We start from the raw sequence: 25,668 nt of genomic DNA, 5'->3' as shown, positions 1-25,668 counted from the left end.
ATAGGTAATAAAATACCTGTTTATAGGTCATGTGAAAGTTCCTTTTCATTTCCATAATCCACACTCAATAAAAGTAAAATACCTTTTTCTAAAAAAAGACTGGACAGAGGACTCGTGTTTTGATTCATTGCACCCTATGGGGTTTATTATGAATATCGAAGCAGTTTTTAAATTACATTATTCCATAATTAAAGGAACGAGAAATGGCTAAATTGGACGCATGTAATGCGCCAACGGAGATATATGCTGATTCAAAATCGAGCGCTCAAAATCATAAAGCGCGAACAAAGCATATCAATCCGCTTTTTGACTCGTCCTATCAAAAACTGCTCTTTATTGAACCTTGGTTGAGGCGTTCACTTCCATTCGTCATTGTCGTATTTCTTGTTGTGCTGGCAGCAATTCGTTTTGTCTCAATCTATGATTTGCGCCACACAATTGATAAAAATACGCGTTCTACGATCACTCTGTTAGCTGCTCATATTGCCAATACAATTGATCGTGACTTACTTGCCGCCACTCAGAAAGGAAAAGCCATTGCTCTTTCTCATACTTATTTGCAAAATATCCTTAGTAATTTTCAAAACCAAGGTCTGATCAAAACTGGCACTGTTATCGCCATAGTCGATCAAAAGGGTAATATCTTAGCATCATCCAGTCCTGAAATCATTTTAGGAAAACCTTTACAGGACTTTATCTCTGAGAGCATTGCTTTGCGATCTCTCAGAAAACATGCTGGAATCATGAAAGTCACAATAGGAAAAGATGCACCTGCTCTCGCTTCATTTCATCAAACAGAAAATGGAAAATATGGTGTTTTTATCAGCGAAAAAACGCAAGAGATCTACAGGGAATGGCGAAAAATTTTCTCGTTAAATATAACCCTGCTCATAGGAACAGGAGGCGTCATTTTAGCTCTTCTCTATGCTTATTACAATCAAATCGTACGAGCACGCAAAACAGATTCGATCTCAGAAAAAATTCAAAATCGCATCGATATGGCAATGATGCGTGGACGTTGTGGACTATGGGATTGGAATATGGCAAGCGGACGTGTTTACTGGTCACGAGCAATGTATGAAATGCTCGGTTATATACCTCAAGATGCACTGCTTTCAATTTCACAAATTACCGCTATTATCAATCCAAACGATGCTAATTTTTTTGATCTCGCGCAAGAGTTAATGAGTGGTAAGAAAAAGCATATTGATATTAATGTTCCCATGCGTCATGCTGATGGGCATTATGTATGGATGCGCATTCGTGCTGAAGTTACGGATGAAGAAGAACTTCATTTGGTTGGTATTGCTTTCGATATTAGTGAACAGCGTCAACTCGCAGAAGAAACAGCACAAGCTGATCTTCGTATCCGTGATGCAATTGAAAATATTTCAGAATCTTTTGTACTATGGGATTCAGAAGGACGTTTAGTCATGTCCAACAGCAAGTTTTGCGAATATGCAGCTATCCCTAAACAAGTTTTACAACCAGGGATCCAACGTGCAACCGTTGAAGCCATGGCACGCCCTGCAATCAATGAATATCCTCTCAAAGACGATGGTACTGGGAACTTAACCAGTATTCGCCAAACTGCAGATGGTTGTTGGCTCAAAATTAATGAACGACGCACCCAAGATGGAGGACTTGTTTGCATTGGTACAGATATTTCTGAACTGAAACAACAACAAGAAAAATTTGAAGACAGTGAACGACGTCTTTTCTCTTTTATTCAAGAACTCAAACGTGCTCGAGGAAATGCTCAACAACGCGCAACAGAAGTTGAAAAACTTAATAAAAGTCTGAAAGCAGAAAAAGAACGCGCTGAAAGTGCTAACAAAGCTAAATCAGAATTTTTAGCCAATATGTCCCATGAATTGCGTACGCCTCTTAACGCCATTCTTGGCTTTTCAGATATCATGTTGCAATCTACCTTTGGTCCTCTTGGCTCACAACGCTATCAAGAATATATGCATGACATTTATAATTCAGGAAACCATCTTCTCACTCTTATCAATGACATCCTTGATATGTCCAAAATCGAAGCTGGAAGATTTACCCTTGATCGTAAAAATATCGATCTTGAACCCATTATTAGTGAAGCGGTGCGGACACTTACACCACAAGCTCAAGAAAAAAATATTTCTGTCTCAACAAATATTGCTCCAGAACTGCATGCAGAAGTTGATGGACGTGCCATGAAACAGATCTTCCTCAATCTCATCTCCAATGCTGTGAAATTCACACCTTCTGGCGGAAGTATTAATGTTTGTGCTTTCAAGAAAAAAAATAACCTTGTTTGTAGAATTAAAGATACAGGCGTTGGCATTCCCCAATCAGCAATCAAAAAACTCGGACAACCTTTTGAACAAGTTGAAAATCAACTCACGAAAACCCATACCGGCTCAGGTCTTGGGTTAGCCATTTCACGCTCTTTGCTAGAATTACACAAAGGAAAACTTGAAATTATCTCTAAAGAAATGAAAGGTACAACTGTAACCATTACAATGCCCATTAAACAAAGTTAAATTTCACCCTTTTGTTCCCGTTGTAGTAAAATCTTTTTCCGCCAAATACCCCAACGATATCCAGAAATAAAACCATCCTTGCGCACCACACGATGGCAAGGAATGAGTAATGCTAATTCGTTACGTGCACATGCATTCGCAACTGCACGAAAAGCATTGGGCATACCAATGTGTTGTGCTAACGCTTCATAGGAAATTGTTTCACCACATGGTACTTCACATAATCCCGTCCATACTTTCTGCTGAAAGACTGTACCAATTATATCTAAGGGAAAATCATGTTTCCTTACAAACTTAGGGCTTTCTATCATTGCTACAATATGTGTTACTTCTTTCTTAAATGTGCTATCATCATCCACTTGTTGAACATCACCAAAACGTACTGTGAATTCCTGTAATAATTGTTCTGGAGTATCTCCCAATGCTATATTACAAATCCCTTTGCGAGATTTTGCCACCAAAAGCCCTCCTATTGAAACGTTTTTTAGACAAAATATTCTCTGTTGGGAAATATTCAGCATTCTGATTTTTTATACTTTTTAAAGATTTTGAAAACTCTCAATGCAATAAAGAAAGAAAATTTTCTCATGACTTTCTTTATCGCACTTTTTACACGGTGATGCAAAATCACCCGGAAATTCGTTTTCTTAGTTATTAATTTAAAATCATATTTTAACTATTTTATGGGATGGAATATAAAGAGAACAATAAAAAGCTGAACTCTCTTTAACCCTGAAAGCTCGTAACTTTATCAGAAATCAAATAATTAACACCTGAAAAGCGTATAATTTTAGCATAAAAGCAGATCCTACAAAAAGTACTGCACATAAGAGAACATCTCTCTTCAAAAAGAATACTTTATGGCTCATACTTGAAAAAAGAAAAGTCCCATTCGAAAATGAGACTTTTTAAAAATTTAAGCTTACAAAAAATCAAAACTTGTACGCTACACCAACACGAAAATCATTTGTTTTGTAGCGCATTTCAATTTTTTCATCTGCGAACTTCTTCTTACCATAATCTGAATAACGATATTCTGCACGTACAATAACATTATCAGTCATTGCAAAATCAATGCCTCCTCCAAGGGTATAACCAACCATGGTCTTTTTTTCATCATGAATAACATTAGAAATATCAATGGCTTTCTTTGTTTTATCAGCTTCCTTTTCAAAGATATTTTGAAGCTGCGTATAAGCAACACCTCCTGCAATATAAGGCATCATACGATCAACAACAAAACCAACTTTCACTCGTGTGGCACCAAACCATTTTTGTTTTAAAGTATGAGACAAAGCTCCATTCGTCACTTCTGCAGAAGTGTCTTGATTAGTTCCTACTGAAACTCTTTCCACTTTTTTTTCTGACGAGACTTCTGGCGGAACTTCTGGCCAAGTAATAATTTTCGTATTTTTTTTACCAGACCACATCACATCCGTATCAATACCTATAATAAAACCATTATTGATATCAAAGTTGGAACCTGCATAAATCCCACCTACAAAACCAGAAAGTTTGGGTACAAATTCCTTTTTAACCGGAGTCCATTTCCCTGTTTTCTCATCTCCTAAATAACTCAAAGCAGTCTTACTTGAAAAATTACCAACTTGGCCACCAAGGTAAAATCCTGCCCAGGAAAAAGCAGGAACTGCCACCACAGGCACTGGTTGTTCTGGAACTATAACATCCGCTGCCTGCGCTATAGAAATTGAAATTAAAGAAAAAATAGATGTTGTGATTAAATATTTTGTAGTCATAATTGCTCCCCTAAAAGCTAATGTGACACATAATGTGGGGATGGTTTCATATTTTTTTCAAAAAATCTGTAGTAAAAATAACACAGATGTAAAAAAAATAATCTCTCAATTGGAAATTCCAAAAAAACTTTAATAGATTATGCCATTTTTTGGAATCTATCTTCTTAGAAAGTTTCCTATATTTTAATCAAAGAAGTTTTATTATTCGCTTTGAGGAGTTTCTTATATTCCATCATTGCCTGACACTATGCAAATCCATAATATTCATTTTTAAAAAGAAAATGAAGTCGTTTAACATAACTGATAAAGCTTTTTACCCTATTTTCTCAATATGATTCTGTTATCGAAGTGGTAAAAGATACAGAGCTAGAACTTTTTCAATATTTTATCTCAATTTAAGCAATAAAAATGCCAACTCTCATTCTTTTCTGAAAGAGCTCTGTAGCATCCTCAGTTCATTAAATGTCTTCCTTGATATAGTTTTATTAACATGCAATGTGTTACTATAATATGTATTGAGTAAAAAAAAGCTAAACAAACACTATCTTTCCTTAAAAGGAAAAAACGCATTTTAATTTTCTGAATGAATGTAATATTTGGAAGTCAGTAATTTAGCATAAAAACCAATTCAATCAGCACAAAAAATTAACTGAAAACGGCTTTTTCTCTCTATTCCAATAAGGCACGTAACTAGAAAATATAAAAAATCATGCATTGATCGACGAAAATAAGTGAGAGCACGAACAATTCATGTAAAATTATAATTTTACTCATAGAGACCAAAAGAGAATGTATTTTTCAAATTTAGACTAAAATTAGTGATCTCGTAATCATAAAATGCGTTTCTATCGAATAAATAAAAAAGTTATCGCTCTAGATTAAAAAACTTACAAAAAATTTTCAACAGAGACCTAAAAAATTATAAAATTTATATTTTATAAAAAATATTTTTTGCAATTGTAATTTTCTCATAAAAATATCTTCAATATTTCATGACTTGTTTAAAAATTGAATATACTAATTGCCCTGTTTCTTCTATTAATTTTTCAACACGCAGTAAATCAGGTTCTCCAACACTGCTTAACAAAAGGTCACTTAATCCCGGTGGCATATTATTAAGATCAAGAGCATCATTTAAGCAAAGTCGTATAATTTGGCTCAAATTTGTATAGAGGCCATAAGCATGGTGTAAATCAGAAATAAATGACTGATTAAGAAAACTGTTCGGTAATTGGGTCAAAATATCTGCTGTAGTTGCTCCAATTTGAAACACAATCACATGCGTAATAAGAGCAAATTGGGCAATAAACTCCAGATGCATGATACCACCAGGCATTCTTTTTAAATCCCATCGATTCTCTGGTGGTTTTCCTTTGCCAATCAATACATGCATCTCACATACTGCTTTTATTACATCCTTTTTATTACGAGAAAAAGCAATAATTTCATAAACTTCATTTTCTAACTTTTGTAAAAAATCAAGATCTCCTGCAATACCTCTTGCCCTTGTCAAAGCAAGATGTTCCCATATCCATGCTTCCTTACGATAATATTTCCTAAAAAATTCAAAAGAAACAGCAACAGGTCCCTTATTACCTAACGGACGCAATCTTAAATCAACTGCATAAAGAATACCTTGACTTGTAAGAGTAGATAAAGCTGCAACAAGACGCTGTGTCAAACGGGTATAATATTGAAAAATATAGAGAGGTTTCCCTCCATCAGATATTTCAGCATCCTCATCATGTTCATAAAGCAAAATAAGATCAACATCCGAACCAGCAGTTAATTCACAACTTCCAAGCTTACCCATGCCCAGTATACCAACACGCCCCCCTTTAATATTGCCATGAAGACGAGAAAATTCTTCTTGAACTGTAGCAAACGTTTTTGCAATTATAAGATCAGCAAGGGCCGTAAATGCAAAACCTGCTTTTTTTCCCGTAATTGCACCATTCAAAATTCGAATACCAATCAAAAAACGTTGCTCATCAGCAAAAACCCTTAAGTGATCAAGAATTTCTTCATAAGAAATTACACCTTCAAGAAAATATTCAAGCCGATTTTTTAAATAAGTTTTTGTTGGCAACTCTGAAAAAATAGTTGGATCTAACATTCCATCAAAAACATGGGGTTTATGTGTAATAATTTCTGCAAGACGTGGAGCCGCGCCCATGATAAGCACTAACATATCCAAAAGAGAGGGGTTAGACTGCAAAAGACTAAAAAGCTGAATTCCTGAAGGCAGTCCCTGTAAAAAACTATCAAAACGCAGCATCACTTCATCGGCTCGTTTTGTCGCACCAAAAGCTTTCAAAAGCGCTGGGGTCAATTCCGTTAATCTTTCACGCGCTTCAGCAGATTGAGTAGATTTATAACGCCCACAATGAAGTGTGCGCATAATACGGCAAATATCGCTCGCCCTTTCAAAACCTAAACGTCTTAATGTTATTAATGTCTCTGGGTCATCTTCTTCACCTGTAAAAACTAAATTGCCAATTTCTAAACCAAGTTCTTGCTCGTTTTCAAACAGCGCCGCATAATGTTTTTCAACAACCTGAAGCGTTTTTAATAAATCGCAGATAAAACTGTTCGTCTCTTGATAGCCCATCAAATATGCAACACTGGTGAATTGAGAAACATCAATTGGGAGAATATGCGTTTGTTCATCTGCAAGCATTTGAATACGGTGTTCTACATTTCGTAAAAAAGCATAACTTTTTACAAGGCTATCTCTCGTTTTCTCACTGATCCAACCAAGTCTGTGAAGCTCTGCTAACATCGCAACTGTCTGACGTCCACGCAATTGAGGAAAACGCCCTCCAGCAATGAGTTGTTGTGTCTGGACAAAAAACTCAATCTCACGAATACCACCTCGTCCTAACTTTATATTATGTCCATAAGCAGAAATTTGATCATAATTTTTATATGCATGGATTTGACGTTTGATCGAATGAATATCCGCAATAGCAGCATAATCTAAATATTTCCGCCACACATAAGGGAAAAGCTCTTTGAGAAAGTTAAAGCCTGCACTTTTATCACCAGCAACTGGGCGTGCCTTAATCATAGCTGCCCGCTCCCAATTTTGTCCACGCCCTTCGTAATAACGTAAAGCAGTCCTTACCGGTAAAGCTAAAGGCGTTGAACCTGGATCTGGTCGAAGTCGAAAATCAAGACGAAAAACATACCCCTCCGCAGTACGTTCTTGAATGATACGAATTAGTCGACGTACCATTTTAGAGAATACATCAATACTCTCAGAAAGATTACCAACATGAGGCGACATTTCATCAATGAAAACAATAAGATCAATATCAGAAGAATAATTAAGTTCTCCTGCCCCAAATTTTCCCATCCCTAAAATGATTAAACCGCAATCTTTTTCTGGATCTTCACGATTTGACAAATTTATTTTACCATGATCATGCGCTTCTCTTAAAAGAAAACGAAGTGCAACACCTAATGCGGCTTCTCCCAAACGAGTCAACCAAGCGCATGAAATTTCATAAGTAAAAACACCACCTAAATCAGCTAAAGCAATGAGAACATGAGCTTCCCGTTTCTTGCGTCTTAAAGCCGCCATCAGTGTAGTTTCATGTATAGATTTATTCTTATCAATGAGCGTAATATCCTCTATAATTTCGCTCAATCTTGTTTCTATATCAACATATAATAAGGGACTGAGATACGAGGGATTTGCAATCAAAACCTCACGCAAAAAAGGCGATAAAGTCATAACTGCGTTTAGAAAATTAATCTGCTTTCCTTGGTTTGAAAGAGAGGAAACAAGCGACTCTAAATTTTCTTTTCTCGCTTGTTCTGTAATATCTTTCAGCCATTGAGAACCACTTTCATCAAGAGGACGTAAAGGGAGAAGTTGTGTTTTTAAAAAAGCATTTTTCATCTGCACTCCCTTGAAAAGAATTTAACTTTTCTTTCTAATCACCTTATACTTAAAAAAAATAGTTGTTACGTATCAAAATAGAACGATAAAATACTTTTAAGGAAATAATAAAACAGCTCTAAGCCCTGGATTGGCATCTTCAAGTAAAAGTTCACCACCATGAAGTTTCATGACAGCTTTTGCTATACTTAAACCAATACCAAAACCGGGCCGTGTTCGGCTTTCTTCAAGACGAAAAAAACGCTCTGTTACTTTATCACGTTTATCTGCTGCAATTCCCGGACCATTATCGCTAACGATAACTAACAAATGTTCACCACGATATTCCATCGATAAACAAACTTTCGCCCTCCTTCCATCTTCAGAAGCATATTTAATCGCATTATCGATAAGATTAAAAATTGATTGTGCTATAAGCTCACGATTTAATTTCAACTCTTTATCAAAAGTCTCTCCTAACTGAAGCAAAACACCAGACTCTTCAGCAAAAGGTTCGTAAATTTCAACAGCATCTTCAAGAATTAGCTTCATATTCATAGTTTCAAGATGCTCAATTGCACTGCTCGCTTCAATGCGTGAAATCATTAAAATAGCATTAAAAGTACGAATAAGTTGATCTGACTCAGCAATAATACCATCAAGTGCTTGACAATATTCAAACTTTGTCTTTTGCCCCGAAAGCGCTGCTTCAGCGCGATTTCTAAGACGCGTTAGTGGTGTTTTTAGATCATGAGCAATATTATCTGATACTTGACGCAAACCAATATTTAATTCTTCAATGCGGTCTAACATAACATTAAGATTAGCGGACAATCGATCAAACTCATCCCCTACCCCAGAAACAGGTAAACGCCCACTGAAATCACCCTTCATCAAGCGCTGTGATGCAGCTGTTACATGATCAATTCTCTGCAATGCACGCCTACCAACAAAAAACCATATAAGTAAAGCCCCTCCAACCATTGCTGCGAGAGCAATCATAACTGCTTTACGAATAACCGCTGCAAAACGCTCTGGTTCATCTAAATCCCGCCCCACAAGAATTTTCATAGCATTAGGCAAATTAACAATAATTGCCAAAGCCCGATGTTCACTTGTTTTGCCATGTTCTCCAAAACGCGAATACAAAAAAGAATTCGAAAGAAAACCATTATGATTCAGAAGTCCAACTTCAATACGCGCAACATTGCTTGCTAAAATGCGTCCCATAGAATCAGTGATAAGATAAAGAAAAGCCCCAGGTTGTCGTGAACGATAATCAATAGTACGTATTACTAAAGGAAGCCCACCATAGTTATAAGCGTTTTCGATACGTCTTAACTCTTCACGCAAAGCCTGTTCCGTTTGCTCAGTTAACAATGAAACAGAAAATGCCGTTATATAAATAGAAAGTCCTGTTGCAACTAACCCAAATAGTAAAATATAAAGTGCCGAAAGTCTTAGCGCAGTTGTGCGCATCATATTGAGTAAACGATTCATATTTTGTTATCTGGTGCTTTCAGCATGTATCCAGCTCCACGTATAGTATAGAGAAGTGGAACATCAAAGTCTTTTTCAATTTTTGCTCTTAACCGGGATATATGAACGTCAATGACATTTGTTTGTGGATCAAAATGGTAATCCCAAACATTTTCTAAAAGCATAGTACGGGTAACAACCTGCCCAGCATATCGCATCAAATATTCAAGTAAACGAAACTCTCGTGGCTGTAATATAATATTTCTATCACCCCGTTTTACTGTATGTGCTAGCCGATCAAGTTCAAGATTGCCTACACAATAAACAGTTTCTGCTTCTTTAGGATTTTTCCGTCGTTGCAACACTTCAACACGAGCAAGAAGTTCAGAAAAAGCATAAGGCTTTGTCAAATAATCATCACCTCCTGCACGCAATCCCATCACACGATCATTCACTTGTCCTAAAGCTGAAAGAATGAGAGCTGGTGTTTCATTGCCTTTAGCACGCAATTCAGCAATAATAGAAAGACCATCACGATGTAAAAGCATCCGATCAACAACCATAACATCATAATTTTCTGTTTCAGCTAAAGCGTATCCAGTTTCACCATCATACGCAACATCAACCGAATGCCCAGCCTCTTCAAAAGCTTTTTCGAGATAACGTCCCGTTTCATGATCATCTTCGATAACGAGTATCTTCATAAAACGCATCTCCGTTATTTTATCAAATCACGTTTGTAGGACAAAAGTTTACAAAACTTCTGCCCTACCATTAATCAAGTATTATTTTTTAAAAATAGGAAGAGCGACAAAACGATTTTGATCATTTGTTCGCACTTGTAGAAGTATGGCTTTTCGTCCTAACTTTTGGGCATTTTTGATAGTGTCCGTAATATCAGAGACCTTTTTAACAGATTTATTATTAACTGTTACAATCACATCACCAGGACGTATTCCTTTATCTGCAGCATCAGAATCTGGATCTACATCAGTTACAACCAACCCTACCCCATCATCAGAAGGAGCAACAATCAAACCATAATCTTCCAATGTTTCATCTGAATTACCGTGCTCATTTGAATATTTTGAGCCATCCTTCATATTTTCGTCTTCAGGCATCGAATCAAGTTTAACCTTAATATTCTCTTCTTTACCAGATTTCCAAACTCCTAAGGTTACTGTTTCTCCTGGGCTCATATTTGCAATACGCTTTGCTAGATCACGGACATCATTAATCTTCTCACCATTTACCGAAATAATAACATCACCTGCCTTGATACCAGCTTTTGCGGCTGGCCCCTTTAATGGATCGGTAATTAACGCACCTTTAGCCTCCTTCAAACCAATTGAATCAGAAATTTCTTTTGTTACAGGCTGAATCTGAACCCCAAGCCAACCACGCTGAACTAAACCTTTTTCGATAAGTTGTTGCACAACCTGCTTCGCTGTTGCTGCCGGAATAGCGAAAGCAATCCCAACGTTGCCCCCAGAAGGAGAAAAAATTGCCGTATTCACTCCAACAACCTTTCCGTTAAGATCAAAAGTTGGACCTCCAGAATTTCCTCGATTAACTGCAGCATCAATCTGAATAAAATCATCATAAACACCGGTACCGATATCACGTCCACGTGCTGAAACGATACCTGCTGTCACAGTTCCACCAAGACCAAATGGATTACCAATAGCAACAACCCAATCACCAACACGAAGTTTTGAATCATCACCAAAATCAACGTACGAAAATTTTCTTTTTTCATTGACTTTTAATACTGCAAGATCAGTTCGTGGGTCCGTTCCAATGAGTTTTGCATTCAGTTCTGTACCGTCATCAAGAACAACAGCGTAACTTGTGCCATCAGAAATCACATGATTATTGGTCACAATATAACCATCAGACGAGATAAAAAAACCCGATCCAAAAGCTATAGGACGCAGTCTATGCGAACGTTGCAAAGATTTATTACTAGGCTTATCACGATTATAAAAATCTTGAAAAAACTTTTTCAAGGGATGTTGATCTGGTAATTGGTCAAAACCCGGAGTACTAAAAAAATCACTAAAAAACCATTCTTTTTTCTTTTTATTGCTCTTCACCTGCACTGAAACAACAGCAGGCTTTACTTGAGAAACAATATCTGCAAATCCCTGCTGTTGCATTAATGAACTAAATACAGAATTTGCATGAGCTTTTGTCGTCCACAAGCTTGATCCACATCCACTAAAAAACAGTGCAGTTTCTAAAGCAGCAGAAAAACTTACTGCGGCTAATGTTGTGAAGAAAGTTTTTTTAACCATTTGGTATGTGCTCCTATTTAATCATATTGTTATCCCAATTGCAGTCCTTTATAAAATAACAAACCTTACCGTTTTCTGTCTAAATTGTTAAAGTTTTGTAAGGTTTAAGAACGTAAACAATACATCCTGATGAAAAAAACTAATATCACTTTAAATGTACCCTATTTTTTCCTGTAACATCTGTGTTAATCAAAGAATATTTTTGACTGCTTTTCTTCACTAGCATTCAAAGTAATTACTTTTTCGTTCTTGTACCATTTTATTTGGAAAAATATGGCGCTTGCACCAATAATGATAATTATCAAAGGCGATAACCATAAAAACCAAGTTGTTTTATTAAATGGTGGTTTCAAAAGGATAAAGTCACCATATCGCTCAACAAGAAAATCAATAACCTGCTGATTGCTCTCACCCATTTTCAAACGTTCACGAATTAAAAGCCGTAAATCACGCGCTAATAAAGCATCCGAATCATCAATTGATTGATTTTGGCAAACTGGACAACGCAAGTGTAATGAAATATCACGTGCACGTGCTTCAAGAACTGTATCCTTTAAAACTTCATCTGGCTCCACTGCCATTGCTAATGACAGAGAAAAAACAATGATTAAAAAAAATAAAGTGCAAAATAGTTTCTTTTTCATCTCAATGCCTTTTCAGAAAATTTAAAGCGGGAGACTCTCCGTTGATGCACTCTAATGCGAAACCAATAACTAAAAAGAGAGAAACATCCGCCCATAGCCATCATCAATGCCCCTAACCAAACACATATTATGTAAGGCTTCCACCATATATGTAAAACAAGCCCTCGTTCATCTATCCGTCCTGGAACAATATAGAGCTGAGATAAACCATGATTTTGAATACCAACTTCCGTTGTTGATGTATTTTGACTTGGATAAAACCGCTTTGATGCTGTTACATTACCCACCGTATTTTTATTTTCATATATTGTAAAATGAAACTCTATTGCTGAATAATTCGGGCCAGTTTCATCATGCACTTCATTCAAATGAAGAGTTTTATCTGCTATCGTTACCATATCTCCTTTATGCATGATGAGAATACGCTCTTGCCCAAAAGTTGCGACATAGATAATACCAAACAATGTAACACCTAATCCCATATGCGCTATTGCTGCACCAAAAACGGACCATGGTAATCCAATAAATCTTTTAAACCGTGCTAATAAAGCTATTTTGCGATGTCCGCTCTTCGCCCAAAGACCAGCTAAACTACCTAAGAAAACAAAAGTTGAAAGTCCAATTCCTAAAATGGCAAAAATATCACGCAAAGAAACTACATAAAATGTGATAAAACAAACTATAGCGACTAATGCAAAAACAACCCACAGCCGTTCAAAAACTGCGAGAAAATCACCGCGTTTCCACGCTATCATTGATCCAAATGGAACCAATAATAACAATAACATCATTAAAGGCCCACAGGTAAGGTTAAAAAAATCTGCTCCTACAGAAATTTTTTGCCCTGTTAACAGCTCAATAAAATAAGGGTAGAGCGTACCAATCAAGACTGTCGCTGTTATTGTTGTGAGCAATAAATTATTTAAAATAATAAAACCTTCACGAGAAATTGGCTGAAAAAATCTTCCCGGTGTCAAAGCAGGTACCCGCAAAGCAAAAAGAGACAAAGCCCCTCCCGTGAAAAACAATAAAAGTGCAAGAATTGCTCGTCCTCGTGCTGGATCAAGAGCAAAACTATGAACTGATATTAAAAGACCAGAACGAACAAGAAAAGTTCCCATAAGAGAAAGGGAAAAAGTAAGAATGGACAAAAATAAAGTCCAACTTTTCAATATTCCCCGTTTTTCAAGAGCGAGAGCGGAATGTAAAAGAGCTGTTCCTGAAAGCCAAGGCATAAACGAAACATTTTCTACTGGATCCCAAAACCAATAACCACCCCATCCTAACTCATAATAAGCCCAATAGGACCCAACCATAATACCCAATGTCAAAAAACACCAAGCAAGTAGAAGCCAAGGACGAACCCAACGCGCCCAAAGTCTATCGACATATCCCATAATCAATGCAGCTACTGCAAAAGAAAAACAAAGTGAAAAACCAACATAACCTAAATAAAGAAGTGGTGGATGTATTGCTAACGCGATATCCTGTAAAAGAGGATTGAGATCTTTTCCTTGCAAGGCGGGTGGATTAACACGTAAAAATGGATTGGACATAAAAAGAATAAATAAAAGAAAAGCGCTTGTCATCCAACTTTGGCATACTAAAATAAGTGCCTTAAGCTGTTCTGGCAAATGCTGGCTAAACAACGCCACCAATGTACTAAAAAAAGCGAGACTTAAAACCCATAACAACATAGATCCTTCGTGATTTCCCCAAACACCAATAATTTTATACAGCATTGGCTTTTCTGAATGAGAGTTCTCAACCACATTCAAAACAGAAAAATCAGAAACAATATGGGCATGAACAATAATCAAAAAAGATAAGAATAATAATGTAAAAGTAATATATGTTAGGGGAACAGCTGTTTGCATTAATGAACGCTCTCCCCACAAAAAAACTAAAACGGGTAAAAAAGCCCCTAATAAACTCACTGCAAAAGCTGCGGATAAAAAAAGATGCCCCAGTTCGATAAGCACAATCGAATTATTTCTCCACTCTGTGATGTTTGTTCAAACGATCAGCTGTTTCTCTAGACATATAAGTCTCATCATGTTTTGCTAAAATACGCGTACCTATAAAAAAACCTTGTTTATCAAAATATCCTTCTACGACAACACCTTGACCTTCACGAAAAAGATCGGGTATAGCACCACTGAAAATCACTTTTTCATGTTTTACGTTATCTGTTACGAAGAAAATAACCCCCCTATCTCCAACATACTCAACAGTCCCCTTTTCAACAAAACCACCTAAACGCAAAGGACGTCCCATTAGAATATCTTCTTTTGTAACTTCAGATGGCATGCGAAAAAAGCTTACTGTATTACGCAATGCATACGTAATAAGGCTTGTTGCAATCGCTATAATCAAACAACAAAATAAAACTATCAGCAATCGCTTTTTCTTTCGTTGCTTTAAAATGACTCTCAATGAAGGAGAGTTATGGAATGATTGACTGCTCATAAACTGTCTAAGAAAATTCTTTTATTCATACGGTATATCAATATTCATTATTTCCATGCACTATCTTTTAAAGATAGCTTGGCATATTTTGCTATATGGGCACAACTTTTTATCAATATCTTTAACGCTCTCGAATATCCTCTCCGATTTAATACTCTAAACTGGCTACAATCATTTTTCTTAAGATTCTAATCAGATGCATCACGTAACTGAATAATCATAGCTTCAATATGTGATCGTCCTTTAAAATCCTCAGGCATTGTCTCAAGAAAATTTTTTAAAAACTGTACTGCCTGTACAGATTTTCCAGCCTGATGAAGCGCTTCCGCTAGTAATAAACGAGGATAAAAATCATTTGGCGCTAAATCTGCTGCTTTTTGAAAAGCATTTTGTGCTTCTTGCGTAATCATTCCGCCTTCATAACCAATCAATGACAATCCATATCCCACAAGCCTTGGAGCCGATTCTCCATTTAAGCGAAGTGCCTCTAAATAAATGTTCACAGCATCCTGAAAATACCCTTCTTCGAGGTATCGTATCGCTAATGCGTCTGCTAACTTACCATCATAAGGTAAACGCAAAAAAAGTACTTGTAGACGAACAAGCTGTTCACGTTTATTCAGTGTCTTTGGATCTTTATCCATGAGTTCACTAAAAAAATAACTTTTAACTTCTGGATTGCCTGTAAAACTGTAAATGCTCCAAGTTATAAGAAGAACAAAAAAAATACTCAAAGCTACAAAAGTATGTCTCTTTTTATGATATGTGTAAGGCTTATCAAATCCAACCGAATACATACAGCTTCTCTCACTCTCAATATCTTGAGCTCTCAATTCTTTTTTGGTCCCATAATTATGTAGAGAAAGAAAAAGTATACTCGCCAGAAAAGTGAGAAAAAATACTGCCAAGACTAATAAGAGCATATCATTTTGCTACCAATATGAAATTCAAAAAGCGGAACTAATTTATTCTCCCACCCTATCCATGAAAACACTGATGTAAAAAGATAGAAAAGCACTTTATTTTATCTTATAATATGGTAAGTTTATCATCATTTTCCCAATACGCATAAAAGCATAAAAATAAAATTTTATTTCTAAATTCTGATTACAAACAGATATTGCCCTTCAACATCCTGACATGATTTTCTGCCCTGTGCATTACATGTAAAAATATTGCATCGCTCATATAAATTTTAATATATACGCTCTACAAAGGAAAAACACATTACCTTCTTGGTAATAAAACTTTTGCATATAACCCTCCCAAATCAGAACGCGATAAGAAAAGGCTTCCACCATATTCGTTAACCATATCAGAAACAATTGCTAACCCTAAACCTGTCCCCGGTTTACTCTTATCAAATCGACGACCTCTTTTAACAGCTTCATCAGTTTGTTCTTCTGTTAAACCAGAACCATCATCTTCTACGAGAAGGCTAAAGAATTTCTCTTCTTCAATATTTTTTTCTAAATAACAAGAGATCAGAACTTTGGTGCGAGACCACTGAGCAGCATTTTCAATCAAATTACCCACAACTTCCTCTAAATCTTCCTTTTCACCAGAAAAAATAATATCATTAACATCCATGACAAAACGAAACTGTTTCTCAGGATTAAGCTTTTCCATAACTCGCACCAAACGATTAACTACTTTGCGCACAGATGTGTGATAAATCACACTGTCGCATTGTGCAGCAATGCGCGCACGTTGTGTATAATGATTTATTTGGTCCTGCATTATTTTAATTTGCTCTTTCAATAAAATCGCTTGTTCTCCGCGTATTTTATCAGCCTCATTCATAACAACTGATAAAGGAGTCTTTAAGGAATGTGCAAGATTACCAACCTGAGTCCGAAATCGTTCAATAATACGCTGATTATTATGAATGAGAGCATTCATCTCTTGTGCTAACGGCAAAACTTCGCTTACTAAATCCGTATTGACATAATTAACCCTCCCTTCGCGAATATCATTCAATGCTTGCCGGATAAGCTTCAACGGTTGAAAACTAAAGAGAATAATAGCAATGTTTATAAGAACACTGCCTATACCAAAGCTCCAAAGAAAAATTTGCAAAACCTTTTTAAACTCATGTACTTGTGCATGTGCCTCATCAATGTTCCCAATGAGACGAAAACGCGCAATGTGATCCTGATTATCAAGAACAACATCACTCTCAATCACTTGTAAATTCTGATTATTGGTCCCTTTTATTCGATAAGAACGAAAAAATTTGTTGTCAAAAAGTATATCAGCATCACTAGGTGAAAATATTTGTCCGCTTCCTAATGATGGAGAGGTTAGCCTTCCTTTTAGGTTAGGTGATACAGCAAAAACTTCCCAATACCAACCCGATGTTGGATCTGCATAACGAATATCATTAATCCCCAAATTTCCTTTTAATTCCCCCTCAGGTGACACAGTCACTGTCGCAATAAGACTGTAAAGCTGAGCAGAAAGAATACGCTCTAGGCTTTGTTCACTTGAGCGCTGATAAAATAAAATACTAACTGCAGAAATCAATGAAAGCGAAATAATAACCCATAAGGTTGATAAGATCATAACGCGTAAACTGAGAGATCTACTAACGAAAAAAAATACCCTTTTAAGCCGACCATTGTTCTTTAGAACATTCATTGATCACCTGGCATTCTTACTCGATAGCCCATTCCACGAATGGTCTCAATTAAATCCATCCCAAGTTTTTTACGCAAACGTCCTACAAAAACTTCAACCGTATTCGAATCTTTGTCAAAATCTTGATCATAAAGATGTTCGGTAAGTTCCGTCCTTGAAACTATTCTATCGCCATGATGCATGAGATATGAAAGGAGTCTAAATTCATATGACGTCAATTTAATTAATTGACCATCAAAAAAAACACGAGAAGTTTTCGTATCTAACAAAACTTTACCGCAGCATAACGTGCTTGTTGCATGACCTGTAGAGCGGCGAATTAACGCCCGCAACCGTGCCATCAATTCTTCTAAATGAAAAGGCTTCACAACATAATCATCAGCACCTGCATCAATGCCAAGCACCTTATCAGACCAGCGATCTCGGGCTGTTAGCATTAAAACAGGCATGAGATGACCTTCTTTGCGCCATTTTTCAACAACACAAATTCCATCTAGACGCGGCAAACCAATATCAAGTATCACAGCATCATAAGACTCTGTACTACCTAAAAAATAAGCCTCTTCACCATTGAAAGCACTATCTGAAACATATCCCGCATTTTTTACAGCTTCTGCTAATTGACGATTGAGATTCCGGTCATCTTCAACAATTAAGATACGCATCACAACATCTGCCAAGAACTAATCGGCGGGAACTGAAATTTCAACACGGTGCAGTTTTTTCCCATCACGAGCAGGTACTACAAATACAACCACACATATACCTCTTCCCTCCTGAACAACTGGTGTTGAACGTACTAAAACGGCCTTCTTTTGAGTCGCAAGCTTTTTGCCAATTTTAGCACATTCAGCAGCTCGAACAGAATTTGTATCTAGAAAAACTGCTATCATTAGAAACAAAAAAACTTTTTTCATAGATATTTTATAATCTCTTTTAGGTGAATATAGAATGAACAATATTTTTTTCTCTCTAAAAATCACGTATGAGGAACACCTTCCATTCTGTATAATAGCATAACCACCTAATACTACCCTATATTTGAACAACTTAAAAATAAAATTTGCTTCAAAGATTATACAATAATTGGAAGAGAAAGTTTTTAAACAAATAATAAAAGCTGAAGATACGATCTACAGAAGCTAAAATCGTTTTAAAGTAAGCTCTTTCTTTGTCAAAACTATAGCAAAAAAGTATTTTTACTCCATATAATGATTTGTTTGGTTACATCACTTTGTCATAGGCTCTTTCAATGTTTGACTTTTTTAAAAAAAAGAAAGCACAACAGAATAGAACCTTTCATAGTCCTGCATTCATTGAACTAGATGCACTTTTCGATACAGCACTTTATCGCCTCCGCTCTACTAACAGTCTCTTCTGGAAAAAGACAAAAATTATCTCACAGTATTTTCATATCCGCGGATGGAAACGATTGATAATCGAAATTCTTGATGAAACACTCACGTTAGGATTGATTGGTTTTACTCTTTTTACTATCGTTGGCGTTTCCGTTTTTGAGTTAATAAAAAAAGATTGGTATTTGCCTAAAAATTTTTCCATTCTTTTTCTAGATCGTTATGGAAATCCCATCGGCCACCGTGGTGCATTACCAACTGCATTCGTCCCCGTTGAAGAAATGCCCGATTATGTTATTAAAGCGGTTCTTGCGACAGAAGACCGCCGTTTTTTCGATCACTGGGGTATTGATCTGCAAGGACTGACTCGAGCAATTTCCCAAAATATGCAAGCTAAGAGCGTAGTTCAAGGTGGCTCAACCCTTACACAACAACTAGCTAAAAATTTGTTCTTAACAAATGAGAGAACTATAACACGCAAAATCAAAGAAGCTTATCTTGCTCTTTGGCTAGAAGCAAATTTCAGCAAAAAACAAATTTTGCAACTTTATCTTGACCGTGCCTATATGGGAGGAAACAATTTTGGTATTACAGCAGCTGCAAAATTTTATTTTGGGAAAAACATACGCAATATATCTCTTAGCGAATCTGCTATGTTAGCAGGACTTTTCAAGGCCCCAACCAAATATGCTCCTCATCGTCACCTTTTTGCCGCCCAAACACGTGCCAATGTGGTATTAGCTAATCTTGTTAATAGCGGTTTTATGACTGAGAGCCAAATTATCAACGCCCATCGTCATCCTGCCAGGGCACTTTCAAAAATAAAAAATACTCAACCTGATTATTTTCTTGATTGGGTATTCGACGAAGTCAAAAAAATGGCGGACCAACTTCCAAGTCATACTTTAATCATTCAAACCACTCTTGATCCAAATATTCAAAAAGCAGCAGAAGAATCAATCGCATATCATTTACAGCAATATGGTCAACAATATCGTGTCACACAAGCTGCCACCGTCATACTCGACAATAACGGCGCTGTATGTGCAATTGTCGGAGGAGTGGATTATAACAAAAGCCAATTTAACAGAGCAACACAAGGCGGCCGACAACCTGGTTCTTCATTCAAACCTTATGTGTATGCCGCCGCAATGGAGCATGGTCTGTCTCCCTCAACAATCGTCCTAGATGCTCCAATCAATTGGGGAGGCTGGTCACCGAAAAATAATTCAGGTCGTTATCTCGGTAAAATCGATTTAGCAACTGCTTTAGCTTTTTCCATTAATACGGTACCTGTCTATCTTACCTATCAATATCTTAACCGCAATACAAAACCTATTATAGATTTGATCAAAAATATGGGGATTCATGCGCATATTTTATCACACAAAACTATGGTTTTAGGCACATCCAATATGACCCCTATGGATCAAGCAACCGGTTTTAATGTCTTTGCTAATGGAGGAATGGCTGGGAATCGCCATGGTTTTACGCAAATCAGGACAACAAATGGACATGTGCTGTGGGACTTTGAGTATAACGGGAATAAACTACATCGAGCCCTCAGTAGCCAATCAGCAGCTTATATGAATCAAATGATGGTTGGTGTCACAACACGAGGATCCGGTAAACGTGCCGCCCTCCCCATGACCCTTGTTGCCGGAAAAACTGGAACATCACAATCCTATCGTGATGCATGGTTTGTTGGCTTTACTGGTAATTATACTGGAGCTGTATGGATGGGCAATGATGATTTTTCACCGATGAATCGAGCTTTTGGTGGTGGTATTCCTGCCATGATATGGCACACTATCATGCTCTCTGCACACAAAAATATCATGCTCAAACAGCTCTATGGTGTCAAAGATTCTCTTCTCCCTTATCAACCACCAACACGTCCTTACAATAATGATTCTGAACCTGCACTTCCAATACCCTATACGCTTTCCCCTGAAACATTGAATATTGTACGTCTGATTAACAACGATCTGAAAAAGCTATCTGTAATCTCTTTAAAAAGGGAAACTATCGGAGCTTCAAAACTTTGAATTCGAGATATTTTCTATCATGTTTGTTAAGATCATTATTCCCTTTTCCATTTTTGTTTCCTCCATTTTATGTGGAACACTGAGTGTCGATTATATCCTCAATTCTTTTAATCATTTTGGACGCTTCACAATTGGAGAATGGAGTGCTTACCCTCAAATGGGAACATCCAACACTGATCCATATACGCGCGCACGCGCTGCCAAGCGAGGTGATATTTCAATTGGGCGCACTGAAGGACTTATTTTTCAAATTTGGAAAGATAACCACGGACGTCCACTAAAACCCAATTGCCATTACTTACTTAAAGGCCACATCCCTGAAACACACCTCTTTACGCTTTATACAGCTGATAGATCACTCAAACCATACACTTCATCCAAGGAAATACCTTTCGAACTCTACACAAACAATATTATCTATGAAAATGATGGCTCATTACGCATTAATATTTCGCCAACACCGCAAAGTGGTAATTGGCTTGCAACGGTTAGTCAAAAAGAATTCGGACTTATTCTTACTCTATATGACACCCCAATTATCTCTGCAACAGCATTGCAAAAGCTCACCATGCCATCTGTAGAACAAATTCCATCAGGACAAATAAACTGTGATTAAATTCTTTCACGCCGCACTTCTTGCAATCATTGGCGCTATCATTGTCCATATTTGCGTTCTCTTTCTGATACCCTATTGGGCAAAAAATAATATATGGACAGAACTTAAAAAATCAGGAGCATCTTATCAATTTGTTGACTTGGATGCGCATAATTCTTTTCAGCAGACTAGTGATCCATTCTTTCGTCTTAAAGTCTGCAGATTTGATCTCGAAAATGGCCCTGTTCATTTAAAGGCTCTGAAAACAAACCAATTTTGGTCATTAGCAGCTTACACACAGAACGGAATTATTTTCTACAGCTTGAATAACCGAACAGCCCCTGATGCTACTCTTGATCTCATCATTGGAAAGCCGATTCAAATCATAGAGCTCAAACAATCAAAGCCTAAAAATAATGCCAATTCAGTTTTGATCGCTAAAAATTTAAAGAAAGGTTTTGTAATCTTACGTATCTTTTCCCCTTCTTTACTCGCAAAGAAAGAAAGTGAAGCCTTCTTTTCATCTGCAACCTGTCGAATATTGAATGAATAAATTCACACCGTCTTACGACTGTACAACAGCTTGTTCTCTATACGATTGAACGAAAGTATATTCAAATATTAAGTTTCAAACGCAATCTGCTAAAAATTAGAATTCGAATTGCAATCCTTATTCCAATTTTTAAATACCTGAATTTTTTCTTGCGATAAAAATCATCCAAAATGATCTGTGCAATACTTTTTTGTTGAGACAATAACCTGCTATACAACTTCGCAGAACAAATATCAGTACATTGATGATAAACATGAAATACAATGGAGCTCTTATTGCACTGAAAGCATATCATGTTCGATAGTAAAACTTATCTTCAGCTAGAAGAAAACAAATGAGAGTAAAGTACCAATTTCTTTTGGTAAGCACATTCATCACAAAGCTTGTCATTTGAATTTATTTTCGCGTTGTTACAATCAGTCCCGATAAAGTTTAATCCATTACATTGATAAATCCATGGAGGAGATAACAATTATCCACCCCAATTAGCGAGAATGACTACAAAAGTTGATGGAGTATAGAGCGTCCTTGATCTTAAAAGTAAGTGCTTTACTTTTTTATATAACTAGAAGCTTTCTATAAGATATGAAATCTAAGAAAAATTTTGCTTCTGGTCCGTAATTGAGGGGAAGAAAGCTTCATGAAGAAGACATATGTTCGGTTAATCTCAAGAGCAGCGATATGGTCACCTCGTTTTGGCACGTTAGCGTTCTTTATTTTGTTATTTTCAATCCTTTTACAGCGTTTTTCCGTAATTGACATAGTTGATTTCATGATTTTGATCGTCATCTCTGCTTGCTGTGTTGTTGTTTCCCTTTTCCTTGCACTTAAAGCACTGTACAGTCTGTGGGTGCACGGTGCTCTGGGCGGAATGAAAGCTTTACAAGGGATTATTTATTCATTGATCACTGCTACACCATTGGTATTATTTTTTGGATTTTGGTTTGCTTTACCTGCTCTTTATGATGTTTCTACGGATACACAAAAACCACCAGCTTTCTTTCGCACAATACGTCCCCGTGATGCTTTGCCGCTTAAGAGTGTTTTGATTGGGCAAGCGGCATTACAAATGTCACAATGGCCAGAAATGTCAGGACGTCGTTATGATGGCTCACCTGATCACATCCGCGATTCCGTTCTCAATGTTTTAGATGCTTATGGTTGGCCTATTGTCGCTCAAAGAGAATTTAAAGGTGAAGAAGATGAGATTTATATTGAAACGATAGCAAAAACTTTTTATCTTGGTTTTACTTCGGACATTGTGATCCGTTTAACCAATGAAGGTGATACAACTTTTGTTGATATGCGTTCTGCTTCGCGTTATTTGTCAAGAGATTTAGGATCAAACGCCGCTTTTATTATCAATTTTATGGATGCACTTGATACAGAAATAGCATCACTCCCTCTTTCTCAAGATGATGATTAAAAATTTAAAAGCTTTGCATGCTCTCTTTAGTAACGTCGTTTATTCTTAAAATAAATTTTTCAACGTGTGAAAATGAATAAATAATTTATCACCTCTCAACTCTCATAAGCATATTGATATCTTTTGACCGCAGCTGAAAAGTTATAAAAGCCCTTCAGTGCATAAACTTTGGTTAAGATTCTTGAATTCGCGTTCTCAATTTAATAGCATAATAAATTGATTTTATCACAAGGTTAGGGAATAGGATTGATACAACAAGCTACAAAAACATCTCGTACAGGTTTATTTTTTTGCAAAAATAAAAAATTATTAATTATATCAATACATTAAAATATATTTATCAAAAACTTTATGTAAATTATTATAGTTAAAGAAAAAATAAAATAAAGAACATACTAATTATCAGCAACAATGTTTTTGCCGATTCTTTCAAATTGCAACCATTAAACCTTCGAAAAAATAACACATACAAAGCCGTAAATAATTCAATGATGATGTAATTTAATAAATAATAATCATCATATTAAAATATATTATAATTTAAAATGATTAATATCTAATATATTTGATTATAAAATAAATATTGAAAATAATAGACATATGATATTATTAATTAATAGGATAATAATATTATCACTAATGTCCATTATAAAAATGTAAATTATAAAATATTAACTTTTAAAATACCTTGTTGGAAATTCTCTATAAGTTATAATTAATACCCTTAAATTTTATTTATGATGATCATAATATTTACAAACCTTATTTACAAATCCTATAAGCCCACGCCTGCTCTCCTGCCAACTTTATAGCCCCGATATTTCATCCAATATGGTGCCTCCTGCTATGCCCCTTCTTGAATTCACATACCTCGAAGTCTACCAGAGACAACTTCTCCAATTCTTTCTGCAACTTTCCCTTTAATGCTGCATAAACTCATGGCATTGCCATAATTTTTAATATCGCATACCGTTGATCAACTTATTAAACAATGTGAATCACTAGATAAGCTTGACTTCCCCATTTTAATTTTCTTTTTTATTAAAAACCTATTATAATGATATAATTTCAGTAGCTATCATATGTCTTAGAAAAGTATGAAATATAATTTCAGAAGATATTAATAAAAATTACTTATAAATAAATTATGTCTATATTTTTATTATGAGTAATTACAAATTATATTAAATAATAATTTTTACAATTCTATTAAAATATTTAATATTTTTTTTAACAAAACAATAAAATAAAATGAGTTATTAAGTAGAATTCTATATATATAATTCTTTTTAATTACAAAAATTATGAAGAATATATTTACACTATCATTAAAATTAGTTTTACGGTCTTTTTTTGCACGCATATCCTGAACGATGCTACATTTTTAAATCAATTACCAACTGCATCTTCCCTTTTAGTACGAAAAAAATCTTTTGTTGCCCTTGTGGCAGCTATCAAGCTATTTTTCTCAGCGGAGAAAAAACATCTCACAATAATAAAGTAATCAAAAAGGTTCGGGATAGGCGGAAAATAAGTTAAAAGATCAGTAGAATCAAAATTCCCGAACTTTTAATTGATTATACTAGAAATTGGCTGGGGTACCTGGATTCGAACCAGGGAATGCCGGTACCAAAAACCGGTGCCTTACCGCTTGGCTATACCCCAAAAGAAAAATATGCTCACAGCTATTTTTGCATCTTATAGCGATTCCTGTGATTGTGCGCAATATCTGAAATCAAAGCTCTTAAGTTTTTTATCATAAAGTTTTGCGATCTCGTTAATGTTACATTGATACAAAATTCGTAACAAAAACTTGTTCTTATATACATTCCTAAAAAAAGGCTAATTATTTATTTGTTATTTTGCATTTCTTGTGTTTTGCTCTTTTATCTTCTCATTCCATTCTTTATTCATAGCATAAAATTTAAATTTATATTTTACTAACATATTTAAAGTCTATCATTGACTATCCCTTATTTTAGCGTCTTTTCTTA

18 protein-coding genes and 1 tRNA gene are annotated in these 25,668 nt (G+C 35.9%); 5 read left to right on the top strand and 14 right to left on the bottom strand.

The window, feature by feature from the left end; genetic code table 11:
* Positions 1 to 203: 203 nt before the first annotated feature.
* Positions 204 to 2,525, top strand: coding sequence for an ATP-binding protein (locus AYT27_RS02500; protein WP_011180414.1), 2,322 nt, complete (start codon positions 204 to 206; stop codon positions 2,523 to 2,525).
* Here the strand turns inward: AYT27_RS02500 and AYT27_RS02495 are convergent.
* The 13 genes from AYT27_RS02495 to AYT27_RS02435 all read right to left on the bottom strand — a co-directional run bounded on the left by AYT27_RS02495 (position 2,522) and on the right by AYT27_RS02435 (position 18,614).
* Positions 2,522 to 3,046, bottom strand: coding sequence for a methylated-DNA--[protein]-cysteine S-methyltransferase (locus AYT27_RS02495; protein WP_011180413.1), 525 nt, complete (start codon positions 3,044 to 3,046; stop codon positions 2,522 to 2,524). The two genes, AYT27_RS02500 and AYT27_RS02495, sit on opposite strands and share 4 nt — an antisense overlap.
* 411 nt (positions 3,047 to 3,457) lie before the next feature.
* On the bottom strand, positions 3,458 to 4,282 hold the full coding sequence (locus AYT27_RS02490; protein ID WP_011180412.1) for an outer membrane protein: 825 nt from the start codon (positions 4,280 to 4,282) through the stop codon (positions 3,458 to 3,460).
* Between the two features lie 982 nt (positions 4,283 to 5,264).
* Positions 5,265 to 8,189, bottom strand: coding sequence for a bifunctional [glutamine synthetase] adenylyltransferase/[glutamine synthetase]-adenylyl-L-tyrosine phosphorylase (locus AYT27_RS02485; RefSeq protein WP_011180411.1), 2,925 nt, complete (start codon positions 8,187 to 8,189; stop codon positions 5,265 to 5,267).
* A gap of 96 nt (positions 8,190 to 8,285) precedes the next feature.
* Positions 8,286 to 9,668: a sensor histidine kinase gene (locus AYT27_RS02480; protein ID WP_011180410.1), complete on the bottom strand. Its 1,383-nt coding sequence runs from the start codon at positions 9,666 to 9,668 to the stop codon at positions 8,286 to 8,288.
* Positions 9,665 to 10,351: a response regulator transcription factor gene (locus AYT27_RS02475; protein ID WP_011180409.1), complete on the bottom strand. Its 687-nt coding sequence runs from the start codon at positions 10,349 to 10,351 to the stop codon at positions 9,665 to 9,667. Before AYT27_RS02475 ends, AYT27_RS02480 begins: the two co-directional genes overlap by 4 nt.
* 81 nt (positions 10,352 to 10,432) lie before the next feature.
* Positions 10,433 to 11,944 carry a Do family serine endopeptidase gene (locus AYT27_RS02470; RefSeq protein ID WP_011180408.1) on the bottom strand — a complete coding sequence of 504 codons (1,512 nt, stop codon included), beginning with the start codon at positions 11,942 to 11,944 and terminating at the stop codon, positions 10,433 to 10,435.
* Between the two features lie 185 nt (positions 11,945 to 12,129).
* The gene (locus AYT27_RS02465; protein ID WP_011180407.1) at positions 12,130 to 12,588 is read right to left on the bottom strand and encodes a cytochrome c-type biogenesis protein; all 459 of its coding nucleotides are present in this window, start codon (positions 12,586 to 12,588) and stop codon (positions 12,130 to 12,132) included.
* Complete coding sequence (locus AYT27_RS02460) at positions 12,585 to 14,570, bottom strand: heme lyase CcmF/NrfE family subunit (protein ID WP_011180406.1); 1,986 nt, start codon at positions 14,568 to 14,570, stop codon at positions 12,585 to 12,587. Before AYT27_RS02460 ends, AYT27_RS02465 begins: the two co-directional genes overlap by 4 nt.
* A gap of 7 nt (positions 14,571 to 14,577) precedes the next feature.
* Positions 14,578 to 15,057 (bottom strand): cytochrome c maturation protein CcmE, encoded by a 480-nt coding sequence (gene ccmE / locus AYT27_RS02455; protein ID WP_011180405.1) that lies wholly within the window; start codon positions 15,055 to 15,057, stop codon positions 14,578 to 14,580.
* A gap of 188 nt (positions 15,058 to 15,245) precedes the next feature.
* Complete coding sequence (locus tag AYT27_RS02450; RefSeq protein ID WP_011180404.1) at positions 15,246 to 15,980, bottom strand: tetratricopeptide repeat protein; 735 nt, start codon at positions 15,978 to 15,980, stop codon at positions 15,246 to 15,248.
* A 304-nt stretch (positions 15,981 to 16,284) separates the two neighbouring features.
* Positions 16,285 to 17,697, bottom strand: coding sequence for an ATP-binding protein (locus tag AYT27_RS02445; RefSeq protein WP_011180403.1), 1,413 nt, complete (start codon positions 17,695 to 17,697; stop codon positions 16,285 to 16,287).
* Positions 17,694 to 18,362, bottom strand: coding sequence for a response regulator transcription factor (locus AYT27_RS02440; RefSeq protein WP_011180402.1), 669 nt, complete (start codon positions 18,360 to 18,362; stop codon positions 17,694 to 17,696). Before AYT27_RS02440 ends, AYT27_RS02445 begins: the two co-directional genes overlap by 4 nt.
* Before the next feature lie 18 nt (positions 18,363 to 18,380).
* Entirely contained in the window at positions 18,381 to 18,614 is a 234-nt protein-coding gene (locus AYT27_RS02435) for a hypothetical protein (RefSeq protein WP_034447405.1), read from the bottom strand.
* A gap of 335 nt (positions 18,615 to 18,949) precedes the next feature.
* On the opposite strand from AYT27_RS02435, the gene AYT27_RS02430 reads away from it, so the two are divergent.
* From AYT27_RS02430 to AYT27_RS02415, 4 genes are all read left to right on the top strand, one after another.
* Positions 18,950 to 21,100, top strand: coding sequence for a transglycosylase domain-containing protein (locus AYT27_RS02430; RefSeq protein WP_011180400.1), 2,151 nt, complete (start codon positions 18,950 to 18,952; stop codon positions 21,098 to 21,100).
* Positions 21,101 to 21,119: 19 nt separating this feature from the next.
* A complete protein-coding gene (locus AYT27_RS02425; protein WP_011180399.1) occupies positions 21,120 to 21,716 on the top strand; it encodes a DUF1214 domain-containing protein in 597 nt (198 codons plus the stop codon).
* The gene (locus AYT27_RS02420; RefSeq protein ID WP_011180398.1) at positions 21,709 to 22,248 is read left to right on the top strand and encodes a DUF1254 domain-containing protein; all 540 of its coding nucleotides are present in this window, start codon (positions 21,709 to 21,711) and stop codon (positions 22,246 to 22,248) included. Before AYT27_RS02425 ends, AYT27_RS02420 begins: the two co-directional genes overlap by 8 nt.
* Positions 22,249 to 22,888: 640 nt before the next feature.
* Entirely contained in the window at positions 22,889 to 23,674 is a 786-nt protein-coding gene (locus AYT27_RS02415; RefSeq protein ID WP_011180397.1) for a DUF1499 domain-containing protein, read from the top strand.
* A 1,590-nt stretch (positions 23,675 to 25,264) separates the two neighbouring features.
* Here the strand turns inward: AYT27_RS02415 and AYT27_RS02410 are convergent.
* Positions 25,265 to 25,339 (bottom strand) — tRNA-Gln (locus AYT27_RS02410).
* Positions 25,340 to 25,668 lie beyond the last annotated feature (329 nt).

Origin of the sequence: Bartonella henselae str. Houston-1 (assembly GCF_000046705.1) — a bacterium.
Taxonomy (GTDB): Bacteria; Pseudomonadota; Alphaproteobacteria; order Rhizobiales; family Rhizobiaceae; genus Bartonella; species Bartonella henselae.
Note: the sequence above shows the minus strand (reverse complement) of the source record. Positions and strands in the feature narration are given on the sequence as shown.